General features: G+C 66.1%; 16 protein-coding genes. 9 read left to right on the forward strand and 7 right to left on the reverse strand.

The annotated features are described in order from the left end of the window. The first annotated feature begins 3 nt into the window (after nucleotides 1-3). Genes ACQR0Z_RS13120 through ACQR0Z_RS13145 form a run of 6 tightly spaced genes read left to right on the forward strand, consistent with a single transcriptional unit; the run spans nucleotide 4 to nucleotide 6,107 of the window. Nucleotides 4-1,128, forward strand: a complete 1,125-nt coding sequence (locus ACQR0Z_RS13120) for a methyl-accepting chemotaxis protein (RefSeq protein WP_434918893.1) — start codon at nucleotides 4-6, stop codon at nucleotides 1,126-1,128. A 9-nt stretch (nucleotides 1,129-1,137) separates the two neighbouring features. Next, nucleotides 1,138-1,437, forward strand: coding sequence for an STAS domain-containing protein (locus tag ACQR0Z_RS13125; RefSeq protein ID WP_434857195.1), 300 nt, complete (start codon nucleotides 1,138-1,140; stop codon nucleotides 1,435-1,437). 6 nt (nucleotides 1,438-1,443) lie between these two features. Next, nucleotides 1,444-2,073, forward strand: a complete 630-nt coding sequence (locus ACQR0Z_RS13130) for an ATP-binding protein (RefSeq protein WP_434918894.1) — start codon at nucleotides 1,444-1,446, stop codon at nucleotides 2,071-2,073. A gap of 8 nt (nucleotides 2,074-2,081) precedes the next feature. Beyond that, entirely contained in the window at nucleotides 2,082-3,362 is a 1,281-nt protein-coding gene (locus tag ACQR0Z_RS13135) for a PP2C family protein-serine/threonine phosphatase (protein ID WP_434857193.1), read from the forward strand. Nucleotide 3,363: 1 nt separating this feature from the next. After that, a complete protein-coding gene (locus ACQR0Z_RS13140; protein WP_434918895.1) occupies nucleotides 3,364-3,720 on the forward strand; it encodes an Hpt domain-containing protein in 357 nt (118 codons plus the stop codon). Then, the gene (locus ACQR0Z_RS13145; protein WP_434918896.1) at nucleotides 3,717-6,107 is read left to right on the forward strand and encodes an ATP-binding protein; all 2,391 of its coding nucleotides are present in this window, start codon (nucleotides 3,717-3,719) and stop codon (nucleotides 6,105-6,107) included. The genes ACQR0Z_RS13140 and ACQR0Z_RS13145 overlap by 4 nt, the downstream gene beginning before the upstream one ends. Nucleotides 6,108-6,206: 99 nt before the next feature. On the opposite strand, the gene ACQR0Z_RS13150 is transcribed toward ACQR0Z_RS13145, so the two are convergent. The 6 genes from ACQR0Z_RS13150 to ACQR0Z_RS13175 form a co-directional block, all read right to left on the reverse strand. Next, on the reverse strand, nucleotides 6,207-7,826 hold the full coding sequence (locus ACQR0Z_RS13150) for a rhodanese-like domain-containing protein (protein WP_434918897.1): 1,620 nt from the start codon (nucleotides 7,824-7,826) through the stop codon (nucleotides 6,207-6,209). Beyond that, nucleotides 7,783-8,373, reverse strand: a complete 591-nt coding sequence (locus tag ACQR0Z_RS13155; RefSeq protein ID WP_434918898.1) for a cysteine dioxygenase — start codon at nucleotides 8,371-8,373, stop codon at nucleotides 7,783-7,785. The genes ACQR0Z_RS13150 and ACQR0Z_RS13155 overlap by 44 nt, the downstream gene beginning before the upstream one ends. 98 nt (nucleotides 8,374-8,471) lie before the next feature. Then, entirely contained in the window at nucleotides 8,472-8,633 is a 162-nt protein-coding gene (locus tag ACQR0Z_RS13160; RefSeq protein ID WP_434918899.1) for a hypothetical protein, read from the reverse strand. A 92-nt stretch (nucleotides 8,634-8,725) separates the two neighbouring features. Beyond that, entirely contained in the window at nucleotides 8,726-9,244 is a 519-nt protein-coding gene (locus ACQR0Z_RS13165) for a hypothetical protein (RefSeq protein ID WP_434877163.1), read from the reverse strand. 2 nt (nucleotides 9,245-9,246) lie between these two features. Continuing rightward, the gene (locus tag ACQR0Z_RS13170; protein ID WP_434877031.1) at nucleotides 9,247-9,627 is read right to left on the reverse strand and encodes a hypothetical protein; all 381 of its coding nucleotides are present in this window, start codon (nucleotides 9,625-9,627) and stop codon (nucleotides 9,247-9,249) included. 164 nt (nucleotides 9,628-9,791) lie between these two features. Then, a complete protein-coding gene (locus tag ACQR0Z_RS13175) occupies nucleotides 9,792-10,196 on the reverse strand; it encodes a nuclear transport factor 2 family protein (protein WP_434857186.1) in 405 nt (134 codons plus the stop codon). A 138-nt stretch (nucleotides 10,197-10,334) separates the two neighbouring features. Here ACQR0Z_RS13175 and ACQR0Z_RS13180 point away from each other — a divergent pair, with 138 nt between their 5' ends. Then, the gene (locus tag ACQR0Z_RS13180; protein WP_434918900.1) at nucleotides 10,335-11,945 is read left to right on the forward strand and encodes a flavin monoamine oxidase family protein; all 1,611 of its coding nucleotides are present in this window, start codon (nucleotides 10,335-10,337) and stop codon (nucleotides 11,943-11,945) included. 25 nt (nucleotides 11,946-11,970) lie between these two features. Further along, nucleotides 11,971-13,689, forward strand: a complete 1,719-nt coding sequence (locus tag ACQR0Z_RS13185; RefSeq protein ID WP_434918901.1) for an ATP-binding protein — start codon at nucleotides 11,971-11,973, stop codon at nucleotides 13,687-13,689. Nucleotides 13,690-13,915: 226 nt separating this feature from the next. Here the strand turns inward: ACQR0Z_RS13185 and ACQR0Z_RS13190 are convergent, their stop codons facing one another. Next, complete coding sequence (locus tag ACQR0Z_RS13190) at nucleotides 13,916-14,557, reverse strand: glutathione S-transferase family protein (RefSeq protein WP_434877162.1); 642 nt, start codon at nucleotides 14,555-14,557, stop codon at nucleotides 13,916-13,918. A 193-nt stretch (nucleotides 14,558-14,750) separates the two neighbouring features. On the opposite strand from ACQR0Z_RS13190, the gene ACQR0Z_RS13195 reads away from it, so the two are divergent. Further along, the gene (locus ACQR0Z_RS13195; protein ID WP_434918902.1) at nucleotides 14,751-15,200 is read left to right on the forward strand and encodes a Rieske (2Fe-2S) protein; all 450 of its coding nucleotides are present in this window, start codon (nucleotides 14,751-14,753) and stop codon (nucleotides 15,198-15,200) included. The last annotated feature ends 90 nt before the right edge of the window (nucleotides 15,201-15,290 follow it).

Genomic DNA, 15,290 nt, shown 5'->3' on the forward strand with positions numbered 1-15,290 from the left:
CGCATGTTTGGTTGGAAGCAGAGCAGCGCAGCCGCGACGAGGCCGCCGGATCCGGAGCCGTCGCAGCCGCCCGCGCCGGATGAGCAATCCAAGCAGGACGATCTGCTGCGCCGCTGGATCGCGTTTGGCGGCATGCAGCAGCGCGTGATCAGGACATTGGTCGGCGAAATCCAGCAGACGTCGGCGATCGTCGAGACCGAGGCGGACAGCCTCAGCGGCCGTTTCCAGCGTCTCGCCGTGTGTGCCGGGCAGCAGACCGAGCGCGTCGAAAGCCTGAGCCGGCTTGCGATTGGCATCGAGGTCGATGGCGAGGCGGTCGCGATCGACCGGATCGCCGGCCTGCTCGAGGAGACGTTGAGCGACGTCGTCGAGAAGATCCTGCTGTTGTCCAAGGACGCGATGTCGATGGTCTATGCGCTGAGCGAGCTCAACGCGAACGTCAACCGCGTCGACAGCTGCATGGAGGAGCTCAACAAGATCAACCGCGTAACCAACATGCTCGCGCTCAACGCCCGGATCGAGGCGGAACGGGCAGGGGCGGCCGGTGCGGCCTTCCGTGTGGTCGCCGGCGAGGTGCGCGAATTGTCGGGCGCGACGCAGCGGCTGTCGGTCGACATGGATACCGAGCTCAAGGCCGTCACCGAAGGCATTGCCAACGGCCATGCGACGCTGCAGCGCGTCGCGACCATCGACATGTCGCAGAACCTGATGGCCAAGGACCGTCTCGAATTGCTGATGAACGCGCTGATCCAGCGCAGCAGCAACCTGAACGAGGTCGTCGCCGAAGCGATGAAGGAGGCCGAGACCATTTCCGCCGATGTCGCGGGCATGGTGACCGGGATTCAGTTCCAGGACCGGACGCGGCAGCGGCTCGAGCATGTGGTGGATACGCTGCGCGTGGTCGATGAGGCCCTCGACGAGTTGAAGACGACGACGGAGCAGACGCTCGACGTGCCGGTGGCCGAGCTGTCGACCGACAATGAATGGGTCAAGGCCATGCTGGACCGCTTCACGCTCGGGGAAATGCGCTCGCGCTTCGTTGCGCAGATCCTGGAGGGCAGGCAGCCCGCTGATCCCGGTGAAACCGCGGTCGCGCCGTTGGACACCGGCACCGTCGAATTGTTCTAGGAGGACATCATGCAGATACAGATCGACCGCGCGGGCGGCCAGATTGCGATGAGCGGCGAGTTCACCTTCACCGACCACGTTCCCTTCAAGGAGATGGTCACGGAGCTCTTCGCCGTGCCCGGCAAATCGGTGGTCATCGACCTTTCGAAGCTGGACTTCATCGATTCCGCGGGACTTGGAATGCTGCTCCTGGCGCGCGACGAAGCGAAGAAGAATCATCGCGAGCTGATCCTGCGCAAGCCGATCGGGCAGGTGAAGCGCATGTTCTCCGTCACCAAGTTCAACGCGCTGTTCACCGTCGAGGAGTGATCCGCGATGTCCGTCTCGGCCGATGTGGAGATCGCCGGAAGCGCGAGTTGGGACGGCATCTCGGAGGAGACGCTGGCGGCCGCCTTGGCGCGGCCTGCGACAACTTGCGTCCAGGCCGGCCTGCCTGTGCCCGGAGACGCGGACGTGGTGCTCGACGGCGCCGCTGCAGACCGGCTCGATCTGCTCATCACGACGCGGGCGGCCTATCGCCATTCGGTCGTGAGGATCTTCGTCCAGGCCATTCGATCCCGGATCGAGCTGTCGGAGGATCTGCGGATCAGGGTGTGCAGCGCCGTGCAGGAAGCGCTGATGAATGCGGTGCTTCACGGCAACCTGCAGATCGACGGCCGGATGCGCGGCAGTCTCGACGGCCTTGTTGCCGCGCAGACCGTGATTGAGGACAGGCTGAACTCCCGCGATGTCGGATGCGCGCCGATTCGGCTGACCGCGTCCTGGACCGATGCCGCCCTGCAGGTCACGGTCCGTGACAGCGGCCGTGGCTACGACTACAGCAGCGTCCGGCCGGCCGCGGAGGATGGCGCGTCGGGTCGCGGTCTCGAGATTCTCCAGGTGTTCTCCGATGCCGTGACGGTGCTCGATCGCGGAACGGCGGTGCGGCTGGAGTTCCTGCGATGAGTCCGGTCATGACGATGGTCGAACCCGCGGCCGACGAGAGAGCCGTGCCGGAGGGACTTGCCAATGCGCGGATCCTGATTGCCGACGACGATCCGCTGTGTCGGCGCCTGGTCGCCGGCGTGCTGCGCGCGCAGAAATTCACCAACATCGAGTTTGCCGAAGGCGGCTTGTCGGCGATGGAGCAGGTGCACAGCTTTCGGCCCGACCTGATGCTGCTGGACATGCAGATGCCGGACATCAGCGGCCTCGACGTCTGCCGCCGGCTCCGCGCCAAGCCTGAATTCGCCGACGTGCCGATCCTGGTCCAGACCGCGACGGTCGACCGCAAGAAGATGGGGGAGCTGTTCTCCGCGGGCGCCTCGGATTTTCTGTCCAAGCCGCTCAATCCGTCGGAGCTGATCGCCCGCGTCGTCGTGCATCTCGAACGCTGGAATTCGCTGCGCGAGTTGCGCGACTATCGCGAGCGCATCTCGCGGGAGCTCGAAGCCGCCCATCGCATGCAGGTCGAGCTGCTGCCGGATCCGGTGACGCTGCAGTGGGCGGCACGCACCGCGGATCTGCGCATGGCCACCTACAACAGGTCGTCCTCGGAACTCGGCGGCGATCTCTGGGGCATTCTGCCGATCAGCAATGGCGCGTTCGGAATCTTTCTCGCCGATTTCACGGGGCATGGCGTCAACGCGGCCCTGAATACGTTCCGGCTGCACGCGCTGATCCACGAATACAAGGCCTTGCACGACGATCCCGGCGCCCTGCTGTCGATGCTGAACGAGCGCCTCGTCCGGCTGTTGCGCACCGGCCAGTTCGCGACCTTCATGTACGTCGTCGTCAACCATCGGGCCAACGTGCTCAAATGTGCCTCCGCCGGGGCACCGCCCGCCATTCTCGTCCAGGGCATCGATGGTCGGGCGCGGCTATGCGACACCAGCGGCTTTCCGCTCGGAGTCGAACGCGGCGTGCAGTATCGCACCTCGCGCCGCAAGTTCTCGCCCGGCTCGCTGCTGCTGCTGTTCAGCGACGGACTGTCCGAGTTTCCCAATGCGAAGGGCGAGCGGATCGGTGATGATGGGCTTGTGAAGGCGCTCAATGCATGCGGGCCCGCGCTCGCGCCGCAGGAGGTGATCGACCGGCTGTGCAGCGCGGCCGGGATTGGCGAAGCCAGCCCGCTGCCCGACGACACCACGATCGTCTGCCTCGACCGGCGCGCAGGGCTGCGTCACAACGCCGAGAGAGCGCCCGACCGCGCGGCAAAGCCGCGGGCAACGACTTCATCTCGCGGAGGCCGCTGACGTGACGGGGGCTTCCGACGTTCCGCTGATCGATCAGGACCAACTGGACCTGCTGCAGGCAGCGCTCGATCCCGATGAGTTGCGGGCCATGCTGTCCCAGCTTCCTGTGGTCGCGGCCGAGACATTCGCCGGCATCCGGACGGCGCTCGCGAAGGGCGATCTGGACCAGGTGCGCAAGGCGGCCCATGTTCTGAAAGGGTCCTCCTCGAGCCTGGGCGCCGCACGGTTGGCCGAGATCGCGCGCGTGATCGAACTCGATCTGTCGACGGCCGAGGAGATCGCGGCGCAGCTGCCGCTGATGAGCGACACGATCGGTGCCACGACCGACGCGTTGAAACGTGCGGCGGAATGCGCATGAGCCAGGTCGTCTCCGACGAGACCCTCACGAGGTCCGGCACCGGCATGGACGGCCGCGTTTCCGCTGTCGCCGAGCCGCGCGCGCGATGCTGGACGATGGCGATCTCGGTCGCGACCGCCTCCTTCGTGATCTTGGCCGTGGAGTTGATCGCGGACCTGCAGCCGGACCTGATCGTCTCGCTGCTGATGCTCGCTGTCGCCGCGATCATCGTCATGGCCGTGCTGACATCGATGCTGATCCGCAACAGCCGGCATGCGGTTGCGATGGCGGAGGCCCTGGCGCGGCAGAACGAACAACTGGCGCACACGACCCGCCTGTTGAACGAGGCGCAGCGGATCGGCCGTATCGCCCATTGGACGGCAGAGCAGGGGGGCGAATCGTCCGTCTGGTCGGAGCAGCTGTTCGACATCACCGGTCTTGAGCCGCAGCCCAGCGTTGCCGTCTCCAAGATGATCGAGATCATCCATCCCGACGACGTCAGCACCTTCATCCGCGCGCGCGAGCGCACGATCGCCACGGGCTGCGCCTTGCAGCAGGATGTTCGTATCGTCCGCCCCGACGGCGAAATCCGCTGGATCCGGATGGTGGCCGAGCCGATCGATGATGTCGACGGCAAGTTCCGCGAGCGCTTCGGCATCGTCCAGGACATCACGGAACGGAAGGCCGCCGAGATCGCGGCCGAGCAGGCGCAGCAATTGTTGCTCGACGCCATCGAGGCGCTCACCAAGGGCTTTGTCCTGTTCGACAATGACGATCGCTTCGTGCTGTCGAACACGCGTTTCCGCGAGATGTTTCCAGGCTGGGCCAGGCTGATGCGGCCCGGCATTTCGTTCACCGACCTGATGCGGCGGGCCCACGACGATGGGCTGATCCGCCCGAAGGGTGCCGGCTTCGAGCAATGGCTGGAGCGCAAGCGCGCCTGGCACCTCGGCGGCAGCCGCCTGATCGAGCATCGCGAGATCAATGGCCGCTGGATCCAGAGCGTCGATCATCGCATCTCCGATGGCGGCACCGTCTGCCTCGTCACCGACATCACCGCCTTCAAGACGGTCCAGGCTGAACTCGAGCAGAAGCTCGCTTACGTCCAGGCGATCCGCGCCGATCTCGAGGAGCAGAAACGGGAGCTGGAAGCGACCGGCGCGGAGCTGCGCGCCGCGCGCGATGCCGCCGAGGCCGCCAACCGCGCCAAGTCGGATTTTCTCGCGATCATGAGCCACGAGATCCGCACGCCGCTCAGCGGCATGGTGGGCATGGTCGACCTGCTGCGCGGAACGACGCTCACCGATGAGCAGAAGCGCTACACCGCGCTGGCCAAGGAATCCGCCGATCTGCTGCTCGACGTGATCAACGACATCCTCGACTTCTCCAAGCTCGAGGCGGGCCGCCTGCAATCCGAGAGCATCGATTTCGACGTGCGCAATCTGGTCGAGAGCGCGGTCTCCTTCATGGGCGAGAGGGCGAGGAAACGCAGTCTCGATCTCAAGGTGAGCCTCGCACCCGAGCTGCCGCAATTCCTCAAGGGCGATCCGACGCGGATCCGCCAGGTGGTGCTGAACCTCGTCGCCAACGCCATCAAGTTTACCGAGCGGGGTGGAATCGACGTGCGCGCGAGCCATCGCGCGCATGAGGATGGCGCAATCGATCTCAGGATCGAGGTGATCGACACCGGCATCGGCATGTCGCCGGAGATCCAGGCTCAGATCTTCGACCCCTTCGTTCAGGCCGACACCTCCATCACGCGGAAGTATGGCGGCAGCGGGCTGGGTCTGGCGATCTGCAAGCAGCTCTGCACCATCATGGGCGGCAACATTGGCGTCGACAGCCAGCTCGGCCGCGGCAGCCGCTTCTGGTTCGAGGTGAGATGCCGGCAGGGCGAAGCGCCGGTGCTGACGATCGAGCCGATCGAGGCGTCGCCCGATCGGCCGCTCGACATTCTCGTCGCCGAGGACAGTCCGATCATCGCGACGCTGATCTCCAGCCTGCTGGTCAAGCAGGGCTTCAGGCCGACCATTGTCGTCAACGGTGTCCAGGCCATCGCCGCCGTGTTCAAGCGGCGCTTCGACCTGGTGCTCATGGACGTCCAGATGCCGGAGATGGACGGCATGTCGGCGACGCGCGCGATCCGCGAACTGCCGCCGCCCGCGTGCCACACGCCGATCATCGCGCTGACCGCCAACGCGCTGGTCGGCCAGCGCGAGACCTATCTCGCCGCCGGCATGAACGACTACGTCACCAAGCCGATCCAGCCGCCCTTGCTGTTCGAGGCCATCCGCCGCTGGGCGTTGCCGCAACTTCCCGGCGCACCGCCGCTGCAGCCGGGCGCGTGCGAGTCCTTGGAGACGACCTTGCCGCAGGCGGCGACATCCCGGGCCTGCGACCCGTCCTGATCCGCCGTCGTTCGCGGCATTCCCGAGCAGCCGAAGCGCACGGAGGCATCCGCGCCGCGATTGCCTCGTCGTCCACCCGGCGATCGGATGCGGCCCGGACTACACCACGTGAAAGTTGGACACGGAATCATTGGCGAGCTGCGCGACCAGCTGCAGCTCCCAATCGATATAGGCCTGCATCGCCTCGGTGGCGTTGTCGGTGCCTTCGTAGGGGCGCTTGTAGACGTCGTCCGGCGTCGAGATCCAGGACTGTCGATCCGTCTCCAGCGCATGTCCCGCTATTGTCCAAGCCCGCGTGCCGCCGTCGAGGACGCGAACCTGCCGGCTAGTCGCCGATCGCGCCTCGGCCAACGCAAACGCCGCTTCCGCGCCGTCGGCGCTTGCGAGCACGATCGGGCCGTCGCCCGGCAGCTTGCGGAGATCCGTTGCAAAGCGCGACGCCAGCACGAAATGCGCGCCGGGAATGTGTCCGGCCTTGTAGTTCGGGCTGCGCGTGAGCTCGACGATGGTCCAGGCCGCGCGGTCAGCGGCGAGCCGTGCCACATCGATCGCCGCATCCCCGATCTCCGGCAAGGCCGGCCGGCAGGGGGCAGGGATCTCCGTTGCGGTCGGCGCCACGACGTCAGGTCCGATGATCGAGGCGTCCCAGCCCATCTGTGTCAGCCACGACGCGGTCATGCGCGCGCGCACGCCGTCGTCATCGAACAGCACCAGCCGCGCGCCGCGCACGCCGACCCATTCGTCGGTCGCCTGCACCAACTGGCCGCCAGGCGCGGAGGCGAATCCGGCCGGATGACCGGCGGCATATTCCTCGGGCGTGCGGACATCGAGGCAGTACAGCGTCCGTGTTGCGGCCTCCGCCTGATAGCGCGCGAACGTCGCTGCATCGAGCATGCCGACGCCGACACGCTCGGCCCAAGATTTGGCGTCGGCGAGAGCTTTGGCGTAGCTCGCCTGCGGCCGTTCCAGCATGCGCGCGGTCTTGCCGCGCTCGACGTGATGGCCGGCCAGCGTCCAGCCGATCGTGCCGTTGCGCAGGGCATAGATCCTGTTCGGCAGACCGGCATTGATCAGCGACTGCGTGCCGATGATCGAGCGGGTGCGCCCGGCGCAGTTGACGATGATCGTGGTGTCGGGCGACGGCGCAATTTCGCGCGCGCGAAAAGCGAGCTCGCCGCCGGGGACGCTGACCCCGCGTGGAATGCTCATGGTACGGTATTCTTCGAAGCGCCGTGCATCGAGGACGACGAGGTTCGACTCGCGCTCGATCAGCGCCTTGGCTTCGTCCGCCGGCAGCGACGGCGTGTGGCGGATCGCCTCGACCAGTTCGCCGAACGCCTTGCTCGGCACGTTGACGTCGCGGAACACTTCGCCGACCCGGGCATAGCCGGCGAGCCCGCCGGCCAGGATCGACACGTCGCTGTAGCCCAGCGCGCGGATGCGCGGCACCGCACGCTCGGCAGCGCCTTCGCCGTCATCATAGACCACGACCGGCACGGAGAGCCGCGGGATCAGATCGAGGATGCGCAGCTCGATCTGCGACAGCGGCAGCGACACCGCGAAGAACGGATGCGACAGCGAATAGGGCCCTTCCTCGCGGACGTCGAGCAGCGCCACCTCTTCATTGGCGCGCCAGCGCCGCCGTAGCTCCTTTGGTGTAGTGAAGCCTTCGATGTCAGGCGGCGGTGCGGTCGGGCCAGAGGTTGGGGACGCTGTCATTCGAATATCCGGAGATGAACTCGCTGCTCGTGCCGCTCTCCGCGTCATAGACCGCGCGCCGGATGCGGCCGATATTGCCGCCATAGACGTGGATGCTGATCGAGGAGCGGTCCGCCAGACCGTTGGAGATGGCGTGGATGTCGCCAATCTCTGGCGAGACTGCGGCAGTTTGTCCAGCCTGTAGCCGTTCCGGCATGCCTCCGCGCAGGCTGCCATCCGCCTGCCGCGCATAGCTCACGGACCGCTCCTCGCCGCGCAGCACGCCGACCAGGCCCCACACGCGGTGGTCGTGAACGGGCGTGCCCTGGCCCGGACCCCAGACGAAGCTGACGATCGAGAACCGGTCGAGCGGATCGGCATAGAGCAGATACTGCCGGTAGCGGGCACCGTCGGCGACGGCATAGGCGTCCGGCAGCCAATCGTCATGCGCGATCAGGTCTTTCAGCTTCGGTGCGAGGGCCGCGAGCAATGTCGCTTCGTCAGTCGTATCGGTCACGAGGCGCGCTGTCTCGGCGACGAAGTCGCGCAAACGGGCAATGTCAGTCATCTGAAGTCGGGCTCTGCGAAGTCGACTTATCGAAGTCGATCTTGTTGATGTCGGTTTTGCCGAACGCGTCGCGCGCCGGGCGGGATCCTGGGTGCGTTCTACACGTGAGGTCCGAGCATGGCGAGGTAGAAGAGATCCTCGTTCGACAGCTCACCGGTGCGACGTCGCACGACCAGTTCGCCGCGCTCCGTGCGGGCGTCAACTCGCCGCTGCGGCATCAGGTGACCGAGCCAGCCTCCCACCCACGAGACGTAGCGCATGATAGCCTCCGCGTCGTTGCACAACCGCTTTGATATCATGCCTCGATCGGCGCCGAACAGAGCAGGGCTCGGCTCCGCGTCAATTTAGCAGATCATGCCTGCTGAAGCGCATCTTCGGTAAATTCCTTTTCCGATGAGTGCATGCTGCGTTGATCCGCTTCTCCAGCCGGCGCGTCCTCGTCGGCGCTGCGGCCCATCAGGCCGTCCTGCCAATGGGTGCGGAAGGCCATCCACGAAGCGTGATCCTGGAAGGCGACCTCGGCGAACCACTCGACCGTGACGGCGCCGCTCGGCCAGTAGCGCTCCTGGTCGTGCCAGCACACCACCGGCCAGCGCGGATTGCGATAGGAGCGGCCGCTCTCGTCATGCAACGACGGGCGGCCGAGATGATCGATCAGCCACGCCATCACGTCGGGCAGAAACGTCGCGGCGAACGAGACGCCGTGACGTCCGAGCCGCTGCGGCATCCGCATGATGCGCTGATCGATGATCGCGAAAGCCGGCGGCACCGCGCCGACATTGAACTGGCGGATCATCAGGAGGCGGAAGCCGCAGTCGCAGAGCTCGGCCGGCACGGCGTGGATCGCGCTTGGTTGAAGTGGAGCCGTCATGTTCATACCAGTGCTCCCTTCGCCTGTTCGAGCATGTGGTCGGATGAAAGCTGTGCGCCGTCGCGTTCGACGGTCGCGCGAAAATCCCTGGCGAGTGCGGCGCCCACCGCGAGTGCTGCGGCCTCCTCTCGCGGGTCGCCGCTCCATTTCATCGTCATGGCGACTTCGCCCGCGTCCGCCCGCCGCTCCGTCACGCCGGCGAAGCGCAGGTCGAAGCCGGCATCCTCGCCATCGAGCGTGCAGGGCAGATAGCCCGATGTCTCGAACGGCACATAGCCGTCGTCGAGCGTCAGCGCGAACGGAAGGCGCGCGATCGCCTGCTGCAACGCTGGGCGCGTCGGCACATCGATGCGCTTCAGATAGGCGGTCAGAACGCGTGCCATCCCGTGTCTCCCGTCGGCATCAGTACGATGCTGGTCGCAGCGTACCGATCGCCCCGCGTGGATACGGAAATCGGGTCCGAATCCAACGCGACGAAAATCAACAATCACCGACATTTCCGCCGGTGCGAGATGACAGATCAAATTTCGTGCCAGACGCGCCGCGATCAGTGGAGACTGTGGCCGTCACTGTCGTCCTGTGACGACACGAGCTGCGCGATCGCGCTGGATTGATGGTGGACCATCCGCCAGCCGCCGCCGATCCGCTTGAAGTGATTTGAGGCGGCAAGCGCGGCACCATCGACGAGCTCGATGCAGACCACGTGGCCATGATCACCATCGACGATGGCGTGCGGTTCCGCACACACGATTTGGGGGCGCGCCGGATTGCTCAGGATGTCGCGCCAGCTGCCGATCACGGCGGCGCGGCCGACGATCGCCGGCCAGCCCGGATGGATGCAGGAGATGCCGTCGCCATCGGCCCACAGCGCCGCCAGCGCGGCGAAGTCGCCGGCCGCAAAGGCCGCGTAGAAGGCCGCATTGGCGGCAATGATCGCGCTTTCGTCACTCATGCCGCAGTCCTGCGTCAGTCCTTTGCCGAACATCACCCGATGTCCGAAACCGCACATCACCTGCCTCGGCGCAAACTTGCAAGCTTCTTGCAAGCCCCCATCGGCACGCCATTGCAACGCAGCAGCCGAGGTCCTGTCATGCTCGAAACGGCCATTGTCGGGGGTGGATTGTGCGGAATAACACTCGCGCGCAGCCTTCAGCAGCGCGGCGGGACGTTTGCGTTGTTCGAAGCCCGACATCGCTTGGGCGGGCGGATCATGACAGCAAAAAGCAGAAGCGGGCTCGCGCTGGATCTCGGGCCGACCTGGTTCTGGCCCGAGACCCAGCCGCTGCTCACCGGCCTGATCGCCGAGCTCGGACTCACCGATTTCGCCCAGCATGATGACGGCACGGTGCTGCACCTGAAGGAGGCGGACAAGGCGGCCGAGCCGATCAGCGGTCCGCCGATTCATCAGGGGGCGCGCCGGCTGTCCGGGGGCATGACGAAGCTGGTCGAGGCGCTGTCGCGCGATCTGCCGGCTTCCGTGATCCATCTCGGCCATGAGCTGATGCGCATCGTCGATTGTGGCACGCATGTGCGGCTGATCTTCGCCACCGAAACGGAGTCGGTCGCGGTTGAAGCCAAACGCGCGGTGCTGGCGCTGCCGCCGCGGCTGCTGATCGATCATGTCGGCTTCTATCCTGCGCTCGATGACGCGACCTTCGAGGCGCTGCGCAACGCCGAGACCTGGATGGCCGCGCAGGCCAAAATCGTGATCGCCTATGACCAGGCGCATTGGCGCGACAAGGGCCAATCGGGCAACGCCTTCGTGAGTCACGAGCAGGCCGTCGTCGGCGAGATCTTCGATGCCTGCGACGAAGGCGGCGACCGCGCCGCGCTCGGCGGCTTCCTCGCTTTCCCTCCCGATCTGCGCGAAGCCTTCAATGTCGGCCTGCCGATGCTGATGGACAGCCAGATGGTGCAGCTGTTCGGCTCGGCGCTGGAAAGCGGCGAGCAGCATTATCAGGACTGGGCGACGGAGCGCTTCACCTGCAGCGCGCTGGACCGGACGACGCCGCGCGGCGAGCACAGCGAGATCGCCAATCCGATGCTGCGGCGGGCGCTGTGGGAGGGCCGCCTGCATCTCGGCGGCGCCGAGACCGCAAGCCATGCGGCCGGCTATCTGGAAGGCGCCGTCAATGCGGCGCGGCGCATCGAGCGCGCGCTGGCGCGGGCCGCCGACGCGCCGGTGGGCGTGCGGCCGGGCGGCGTGGGCGAGGGGCTGTCGGGCAACGACGCGAGCCTCTCCTGGTTCGCCTCCTGGGTCGCGGCGCAGCGTGATGCGGCGTTCGACGACTATCGGCAGCGCCTGAACCGCAGCCTCGCCACGCAGCAGCGCGAGCAGCTCACCCAGCTCGCCGTCCTCGGCGCCATCGAGCAGGTGTTCGCCGCCGCGTTGCAGGTGCTGGAGGCGCTGAGCTTCGACATGCGCCATGTCGCGATCGAGCGCGGGCGCTCAGGCCTGATGCCCGAGATCCAGAAGCCGTTCCGCGACGTCATGCAGTCGCTGCTCGACGACGCCGTTGCCTTCAACCGCACCTCCTGCGCGCTCTCGAACTTCCCGTTCGAGCACAAGCCGCCGAAGGACTATGTGCAGACCATCCTGCGCGACATCGCCGCCGCCTGGCAGGAGTTCTCGCTGGCCGCGAACCGCATTCTGCTGGCGAAGGCCGAAGCCGCGCGGCAGCCGACGGGGGTGTCGTCGTGACTGCGACGGCTCTGGGGCACGCGCGATGAAGCTGCAGATCGAACGTCCCATCATCGAGGCGATGGCCGCGGCCTTTCCGCATCTCGCCTCGCTGACGGAGCAGCTTCGCTTCGGTGACAAGGTCGAGGTCAACCTCGCCCAGCTCGCGAGCGCCGAGCTCGATGTCCTGCGTGACAGTTATCAGAAGGCGGGCCCCGAATGGCACGTCCGCGCGGCGCAGATCGCGACCTTGCAGCGCGCCTTCAGCGGTTCCGGCACGCGCTTCTCGGAGCATGAGCTGGAGCAGGTGCTTCCGGCGATCGTGCGCTATCTGATCTCCGGCGCCATCCGCGGCTGGATGTTCACCGCCAACGTCGCCAGCCGGCCGCTGCCTTATGTCGTGACCCGGCTCGACTACACCGCGCCGTCCAACGACGAGGCCGGCCGCGTCTTCATCGAGCTCAAGGCCAACGCCAAGGGCGCGATCACCACGTCGACCTTGCGCATCTCCACCGGCGACATCGTCGGCCGGACCGTCGCCGAGATCTTTGCCGCCAAGGGCTTTCTCAAGGAAACGCCCGAGCTGATCGCGGCCTATGACGAGACCGCGGAACGCTATTTCGCATGGCGCGGCCGCTACGGGGCGCAGTTCTCCGGCCGCGGCATCGGCTTCTTCGCCGACGATCCGAACTCCTCGCACCGCGATACGGACTGGTCGCGCAAGGACGTCATTGTGCTGTCCTCCGGCGGCGGCACCGCGCGGCTCGTCAACGACGAGGGCATCCTGACCGAGCGTGCGCTGACGCTGGAAGTCACCGGCGACATTCTCGGTCCGTATCTGCGCAAGGCCGCCAAGAGCAATCTCTACGATGCCGAACAGGAGGTCGAGGAGTCCAAGGCGGCGATCCCGCAGGGTGTGTTCTGCAAGATCCCCGTGCATCCCTACATGCTGATGTTCCATCTCGACCTGCACCATTATCTCTGGGTGCATGCCGACGACATGGCGCCCTACGTCTATCAGCCCGAGCTGAAGGACAAGCTGGTGCTGCCGGAGGAGCAGACCGACCTGATCGACATCCTCACCGCCGAGATGGACCTGCTGATGGACGACATCGTCGCCGGCAAGTCGGGCGGCACCACGGTGTTGTGTGCCGGACCTCCCGGCGTCGGCAAGACGCTGACGGCGGAGGTCTATGCCGAGATCATCGGCCGCCCCTTGTACCGCGTGCATTCCGGCCAGCTCGGCCTCAACGTCGCGGCGATGGAGGGCGCGCTGAAGGACGCGCTGACCCGGGCGCAGCGCTGGGGCGCCGTCATGCTGATCGACGAGGCTGACGTCTACATCAAGCGCCGCGAGGACGACATGACGATGAACGCGGTCGTCGGCGTGTTCCTGCGCGTGCTCGAATATTTCAATGGCCTGCTGTTTCTCACCACCAACCGCATCGACGACATCGACGAAGCGATCGTCTCGCGCTGCATCGCGCTGATCAAGTTCCAGGCGCCGGACGCCGATGCGCGCGGCCGGATCTGGCGGGTGATGTGCGAGCAGTTCGGGTTGAAGGTGGACGCGGGCCTGATCGAGCTCCTGGTCGAGACGTTTCCGGGCGCGTCCGGCCGCGACATCAAGGGCCTGGCGAAACTCGTCGCCAAATACTGTCACCACAAGAGCGTGCATCCGACCATCGACGTCTTCCGCCGCTGCGCCATCTTCCGCGGCATCGATCTCGGTGACCACGAGCCTATGGCGGAGGCGGCGGAGTAGGTGGCTGGAACGGTGCTAAAGCGGCTCGATCCACGCATGATTGCGAAGCGATCGCGCCGAGGTATCTCCACACGTCATTCCGGGGCGCGCGCAGCGCGAGCCCGGAATCCATAACCACAGGCTGTTGTGATACGGAAGAGATGGATTCCGGGTTCGCGCTGTGCGCGCCCCGGAATGACGAGAGGTGAGAATTCACTTCAACGCAAACAGAACGTTGGGGATATGCCTACTCGCTCATCTTCCCCAGCGCCGCCGGATTATAGCCTTCCTCGCGCAGCACCCGCTGCACCACCGGTCGCGCCAGCATCCGCCGGTAGTGTGCGAGCAGGTTGGCGGGCATCGTGATGCCGGTCTTGTCGGCCCAGAACTCCACATAGAACAGAAGCGGATCGGCAACCGAGAACTCGCCGCCCAGATAGGGCTGCTCGCCGAGCATCTTGCTCAGGATCGCGAAGCCCTTCACCACGACGTTACGGCCGAGCGCGCGCACGGACTCCTGGTCCGCCTCGTTGCGGCTGAAGGTCGGGGTGGCGAAGATGCGGGCGAAACCGTGGCCGTGCACGGTGCCGGCGATGTAGGTCATCGCCTCGAGCAGCCGTGTCTCGGCCTCGAGATCGCTTGGCCACAGCCTGGCGCGCGGACGCGAGCGTCCGAGCCAATAGGCGATCACGGGGACCTCGGTGAGCACGCTGCCGTCGCCGCGGACCAGCGCCGGAATCGTCGACTTCGGATTGATCGCGACATAGTCCGGCTTGAAATTGTCGCCGGCGGGCAGGTTGACGATGTAGGCCTCGAACACCTCCTCCAGCTCTTCGAGAATAATGTGGATGCCGGTCGAGCACGATCCCGGCGTCATGTAGAACTTCATCGCGGCCATCATTGTCTCCAAGCCGACATCGTCCGGGCGCTATCGCGCCTCACGGCATGCTTCATGCAAGGTTCGGGGCAGTTCTGCGAATGACGCAGCTTGGCCCGCCAATCCGGGCCGGAGCCGTCAGGTTTGCGACAGGAGATGTCACCACGGCCCGCTGCTCCCGTCGCGCGTTCAGGGAGATCAGCGCATGACCGAACGTGAGCCGGAAGTCTTCGTCATCTGTCCGACCGCGAGCATCGCCAAGGGCGAGGCCAAGTCGTTCAGCCTGTCCCGGATCGGCGACAACGGCGAGGCGCGGCCGTTTCCGATTGTGATCGTGCACACCTCGGCCGGCGGCTTCGTCGGCTACGTCAACACCTGCCCGCACGAGGGCAAATGGCTGAACATCGGCAGCGGCCAGTTCTTCACCGCCGACCGCAGCCTGCTCCGCTGCGGCCGGCACGGCGCGACCTTCGAGATCGACACCGGCCTCTGCAACGCCGGCGCCTGCGAGGGCAGCAGCCTGGAGCCGATCGCGCTCGCCGTGATCGACGGCGACATCTGCCTGTGCGGCGTCGCCCTGGTGGAGGATGTCGGCTTCCCCGATCCGTTCGACGATCTCGACGAGACGATGGAGATCATGATTCATCCGGATTGAGGGCGATGAGTCTGATTTTGAAGGATCACTCCTCCTCTTGGCCGATTGGGACGTAAGCTCTTGAGGCGAGGGCGGTCCGCTCCCTCTCCC

Origin of the sequence: Bradyrhizobium sp. HKCCYLS3077, assembly GCF_051167555.1 — a bacterium.
GTDB lineage: Bacteria > Pseudomonadota > Alphaproteobacteria > Rhizobiales > Xanthobacteraceae > Bradyrhizobium.

Bases quoted from the DNA above. Each gene is read 5' to 3' on its own strand.
- ACQR0Z_RS13120 (WP_434918893.1), top strand. From the start codon at position 4: ATGTTTGGTTGGAAGCAGAGCAGCGCAGCCGCGACGAGGCCGCCGGAT.
- ACQR0Z_RS13125 (WP_434857195.1), top strand. From the start codon at position 1,138: ATGCAGATACAGATCGACCGCGCGGGCGGCCAGATTGCGATGAGCGGC.
- ACQR0Z_RS13130 (WP_434918894.1), top strand. From the start codon at position 1,444: ATGTCCGTCTCGGCCGATGTGGAGATCGCCGGAAGCGCGAGTTGGGAC.
- ACQR0Z_RS13135 (WP_434857193.1), top strand. From the start codon at position 2,082: ATGACGATGGTCGAACCCGCGGCCGACGAGAGAGCCGTGCCGGAGGGA.
- ACQR0Z_RS13145 (WP_434918896.1), top strand. From the start codon at position 3,717: ATGAGCCAGGTCGTCTCCGACGAGACCCTCACGAGGTCCGGCACCGGC.
- ACQR0Z_RS13150 (WP_434918897.1), bottom strand. From the start codon at position 7,826: ATGACAGCGTCCCCAACCTCTGGCCCGACCGCACCGCCGCCTGACATC.
- ACQR0Z_RS13155 (WP_434918898.1), bottom strand. From the start codon at position 8,373: ATGACTGACATTGCCCGTTTGCGCGACTTCGTCGCCGAGACAGCGCGC.
- ACQR0Z_RS13160 (WP_434918899.1), bottom strand. From the start codon at position 8,633: ATGCGCTACGTCTCGTGGGTGGGAGGCTGGCTCGGTCACCTGATGCCG.
- ACQR0Z_RS13165 (WP_434877163.1), bottom strand. From the start codon at position 9,244: ATGACGGCTCCACTTCAACCAAGCGCGATCCACGCCGTGCCGGCCGAG.
- ACQR0Z_RS13170 (WP_434877031.1), bottom strand. From the start codon at position 9,627: ATGGCACGCGTTCTGACCGCCTATCTGAAGCGCATCGATGTGCCGACG.
- ACQR0Z_RS13175 (WP_434857186.1), bottom strand. From the start codon at position 10,196: ATGAGTGACGAAAGCGCGATCATTGCCGCCAATGCGGCCTTCTACGCG.
- ACQR0Z_RS13180 (WP_434918900.1), top strand. From the start codon at position 10,335: ATGCTCGAAACGGCCATTGTCGGGGGTGGATTGTGCGGAATAACACTC.
- ACQR0Z_RS13185 (WP_434918901.1), top strand. From the start codon at position 11,971: ATGAAGCTGCAGATCGAACGTCCCATCATCGAGGCGATGGCCGCGGCC.
- ACQR0Z_RS13190 (WP_434877162.1), bottom strand. From the start codon at position 14,557: ATGAAGTTCTACATGACGCCGGGATCGTGCTCGACCGGCATCCACATT.
- ACQR0Z_RS13195 (WP_434918902.1), top strand. From the start codon at position 14,751: ATGACCGAACGTGAGCCGGAAGTCTTCGTCATCTGTCCGACCGCGAGC.